At 29.5% G+C, this 3,996-nt stretch carries 4 protein-coding genes; all 4 read right to left on the bottom strand.

The features are described from left to right. Nucleotides 1-267 precede the first annotated feature (267 nt). Nucleotides 268-1,524, bottom strand: a complete 1,257-nt coding sequence (locus tag VFS71_RS18215; protein ID WP_326403046.1) for a DUF6161 domain-containing protein — start codon at nt 1,522-1,524, stop codon at nt 268-270. Nucleotides 1,525-1,701: 177 nt separating this feature from the next. Beyond that, nucleotides 1,702-2,583, bottom strand: a complete 882-nt coding sequence (locus tag VFS71_RS18220; RefSeq protein ID WP_326403048.1) for a hypothetical protein — start codon at nt 2,581-2,583, stop codon at nt 1,702-1,704. A 185-nt stretch (nt 2,584-2,768) separates the two neighbouring features. Beyond that, entirely contained in the window at nt 2,769-3,125 is a 357-nt protein-coding gene (locus VFS71_RS18225) for a lysozyme inhibitor LprI family protein (protein WP_326403050.1), read from the bottom strand. Between the two features lie 463 nt (nt 3,126-3,588). Continuing rightward, the coding region (locus tag VFS71_RS18230; protein ID WP_326403051.1) for an HNH endonuclease at nt 3,589-3,996 on the bottom strand (408 nt) is incomplete at its 5' end.

Genomic DNA, 3,996 nt, shown 5'->3' on the forward strand with positions numbered 1-3,996 from the left:
ATCTTTAAAAGTGAAACTATCTTTTATAAAATTACAACTTGCAAAAAGTGAAATTGTCAAAAGCAAAATTGAAATTCTAATTTTATTCATATTTTCTGTTTTTCTGATTATTCTCTAGTAACATAGCCACCAACGTTCTGGTACTACAGCGGGTTTGGGACTAAATTAAGCCCTATTTTCGGATTTGCTAAATCATCCCAAATACAAAACCATTTTTCCATTAGGCCTATTGCCCAAATTCGTTGTAGTAGCTGTTACCTGCAGTCTTTATTTGCTAAATAACTTCCCCACAATATCATTCGGCATTGTTGGCGAAGAGTCTTCTTTTAAAAGACCTGTGTCTGCTCTACTAAATAAGGATTGCATTATTAAGCTTCTATCTTTTTCGTCGACACTTCCATCTTTTATTAGTGCCAAATAGACAAATGTTAACTGTTCTCTTTCTTCTGCATCACGTGCTAAATGGAATGAACTAAAAGCGATTTTATTCAATGCTCTAATTCCATAAGTTAGAAAAGCAATAAAGGTTACATAAATAATTGACCACTTTATTGCACTTGCCTGTCCATTAATGAAACTTAGCAACATACCTTCTGGTGTAAGCCAAAGTAATAAGTAAAGTGATAAACAAGCGAAAAGAATTAGCCCAATCAACCAATAAATTGCTGACCAACCTTCTTCTTTTAGTTTTGAAGCCCTTAATTTCCAATATTCCGCGGGCTTTTTTAAACTTAATAATTCTTGATATGCTTTTTCTAAATTTATTACTTTCTCTTTAGATTCGGTGTCAAAAATTTCAAAGTCAGTTTTTGAAGTTTCAAACCATTCTGAAAATAATAATTCTTTATCATTTTTTAATGTGTCAATTGCTTCAGTATATTCTTCATATTTCTCATTCGTATTTGAAATGTGTTCAACAATTTCTGACTCCGATTTTGTTAAATATTGATTGAATTCATTTCTAATTTTGTTTAATGATGATTTTTCGGCATTACGCCTTTGTAGAATCTCAGTTTGGTCTTTCATCGCAAATTCATAAGCAAGTTGAGTTCCAATATAATAATTCTTATCTTGTATTATACTTGCATTTAATTGACCAGTGATAAAGTAAAAAGCTCCTGATATTGAAGCTGGAAAATTTTTATGAACTGTAACTAAAAAATCAGATTCAGGGCAATTATACGTTAAAGGATATTGTCTGATATTATTAATTGTAGTTATAATATTATTCCAATAACTGTCTAAAACATTGGTAGGTTGTATAGAATGATTTTCTACAAATCCAGATATAGAATCCCGTATTCCAATAAAATAATTTAAAGAATTTTGTAATTCTTCGGGAAGGTTTTTCTCTAATGATTCCCAACCATTAATTTGTTGATTTACAAATTCATAAATTGCACTAACGCCAGTAATGTCTGAATTGAAATTAATATACGAGAAATTAAAGTTTTGACTCTTTTCTTTAAACCAATCTTTGCTTTCTGATTCAGCAATCTTTCTTTTTAGTTCTGTTGTTGTCATTTATTTAATTATACGTTATTTTTTCGGCAGATTGCAGGTAACGTTCTGGTACCGCAGCGGGTTTGGGGTTAAATTAAGCCCTATTTTCGGATTTGCCAAATCATTCCAAATACAAAACTATATTTCTATTAAGCCAAATGCCCAAATCCGTTGTAGTGGCTGTTAGCAGCAGTTGATTTACTTCATATTTACTTGATACGGAATGTAAATCGTTGTTTCTTTTTCACCTTTATAAACCCAAGGTGGTAAAACACTTAATGCTTCTGATATTTTATAATAAAGTAACTTTTTAGATAATTTGCTATGTTCAATTTTATGTAATTGACTTTCAGGGTCAGTTAGGACATTACTAGCAAATGTAATTGTAACATTTGAGCTTTTTTCATTTACTTCATCAAGGATAAATGTACTTGAATTATTTTCTTCAATTTTAAATTTCGCTAAATATTTTAAATTCGCATATGTGTCCCAAAAATCTCTTGGGACTTCTGCGTTTTCAATAAATAAATCATATGATAATGATGCGCCTCCTAAAAGTGTTGAACCTTTAAATTTTTCATCTACTTCATTTAAGATGTATTTTGAATTTGTGTAATCGTATTGTGTTACTATTTTTTTTCCTTTTTTGTCTTTAATAGTCCATAAATTAATAGGTCTATCCATTTCATATTCACCGTCAATTATCACAATTCCTTTTTCATTATAATATTTCCAAGTTCCATTTTTTTTTCCATTTATAAAGTTACCACTAAATTGTACTTTGCCGTTAAGAAAATATAATTCGAACAAACCGTTTAATTTACCCTCAGTATAATTTATTTTACTGATTAATCCACCTTTATAATTATATGAAATCCATTCTCCATCTGGAAGGTCGTTTTTAAAACTTCCTACATCTGTTGTTTTCTCTTTGCATACTCGTTCATATTTTCCATCGTAAATAGGGGAGTTCTTCTCGATTTTTTCTATACAATTACAATAATCAAGTTTTTCTATTTGTTGACTGAATGAAAAATTTGTAAATGAGATTATTAACAATGTTAAAAGTGTTTTTTTCATAATTTTAAGGTTCTTATTTTTTTCTGATTCGGTGGTTCAATTACTGCTAACGTTCTGATACTACAACGGGTTTGGGATTAAATTAAGCTCTATTCTCGGATTTGCCAAATCATCCCAAATACAAAACCAACTTTCCATTAAGCCTATTGCCCAAATCCGTTGTAGTAGCTGTTAGCAGTAGTGCATTATTTCTCTCGGCTTTCTAAACTCGCTTTCAAATCATCAATTCTATTTTTTGTACATTCTGTTAGACAAGTTGAATGAATTAACGGCTGAATACTTCCTCCTTCATATTCTGCTGATTCAAACTCGCAATGTGAGTCACGAAATTTGAGCCAATCCTTTTGAGCCTTAATTAATAATTGTTTCTCGGGTTCGTCTAAAGCTTTTATTAACTGCTTGTAGACTTTATTGAGAACAATATCAGCCTTTTGAAAATCATTAATTGCTGTTTGGTTCATTTCAGCTTGAGTTTGAGCCAATAAATTATGATTCCAAACAAGCAAAATAAACAGTATGAAAAGAAAATGTTTTTTGTTCATTATAGTAAATATATTAAAAGAAGTTCTGTTTTGCTTTAAAAGTTCATTTACTTAAAGCTGTTAGTCTTCTTGTTAAATTAATAAATTTAAATTCGTGTTTTTTTAATAATAAATGAGCTAATTATTAAAACTGATAATTGTATTCCAATTACGATTAATAATCTTTGAAGGTTTATACTTTCATATCCATAAATAATAATATAACCTAAAAGCATTAGAGATGAAATACTTAAACAAAGTTTTGACAGTAAATTGATATAGATATTAAATGATAGTATTTGCTTCATTTTTAGATGGTTTTGAACGTAATATTGTTTCATTACTGCTAACGTCCTGGTACTACAAGGGCTTGGGACTAAATTAAACCCATTCTTCGGATTTGCCTAATAATTCCAAATACAAAACCATCTTTCCATTAAGACAATTGCCCAAATCCGTTGTAGTGGCTGTTGGCAGTAGTACTTTATTGCATTATTTCTTTCAGCTCTGAGATTGTAAATGCAGGCTTTTTTTTATGAAGCATTGCGTGACAATTTGGACAGACGGGAATTAAATCCGTTTTTGGATTTACAGAATATTCCTTTCCAATAGTCGCTATATCAATTATATGATGAACGTGAATAAAACTTCTTCCTAAATCTCCAAATTTTTCTTGAAAATTAAAATCACAAATTTGACAATTCAATCCAAAATGCTCGATACATTCTTGTCTTGCTAATGGATTTCTTTCATAACTATTTACAATTATTTGTTTTGTTTTTCCTTCTGAATATTTTATATCATTATCTACTTCATCTGGAAATACTGTTTCTGAAAAATTGTCTTTTACTAAATTATAATATCGATTGTAAATTTCTCTTCCTTTTTTTAC

The sequence above is a fragment of the Flavobacterium sp. genome, from assembly GCF_035760125.1.
Lineage (GTDB): Bacteria > Bacteroidota > Bacteroidia > Flavobacteriales > Flavobacteriaceae > Flavobacterium.

Coding starts and splice junctions, on each gene's coding strand:
- VFS71_RS18215 (WP_326403046.1), bottom strand. CDS start 1,524: ATGACAACAACAGAACTAAAAAGAAAGATTGCTGAATCAGAAAGCAAA.
- VFS71_RS18220 (WP_326403048.1), bottom strand. CDS start 2,583: ATGAAAAAAACACTTTTAACATTGTTAATAATCTCATTTACAAATTTT.
- VFS71_RS18225 (WP_326403050.1), bottom strand. CDS start 3,125: ATGAACAAAAAACATTTTCTTTTCATACTGTTTATTTTGCTTGTTTGG.